The organism is Pseudoalteromonas sp. S3431, from assembly GCF_000690035.1.
GTDB classification, from domain to species: Bacteria; Pseudomonadota; Gammaproteobacteria; order Enterobacterales; family Alteromonadaceae; genus Pseudoalteromonas; species Pseudoalteromonas fuliginea.
The window spans coordinates 1-279 of sequence record NZ_JJNY01000068.1 but is presented as its reverse complement, the minus strand read 5'-3'; the positions used below and the strand labels follow the sequence as shown (position 1 = coordinate 279).

General features: G+C 39.8%; 1 protein-coding gene. It reads right to left on the bottom strand.

What is annotated here, in order from left to right:
• Window positions 1-42: 42 nt before the first annotated feature.
• Window positions 43-279 (bottom strand): transposase (locus tag DO88_RS03835; protein ID WP_084166037.1); only part of this gene is annotated, 237 nt, incomplete at its 5' end.

Here is a 279-nt window from a genome sequence, read left to right as displayed (position 1 = left end):
TGTTTCAGTGGCTTTATCTTGGCTTAAAAGGGGTTGCCTCTCTTAATGCATCGTGTTTTGCAGCTTTTCTATATTATGAACAAGGCAATACAGTTGCCATTGCGCATTCACTTTCGTTTGACCCCGTAAGGTCAATTTATTCATCCCTTTATTCACTGTAATGTTTCCGAACACTGGCTCAATACAGCCTAATCGCTTACTGTATTGTCGTCGCCCTATGGGGCTATCTATTTTTACTTTCATTTTGTCTACATAGCTCAGCTTTTTGCGTGATTCATT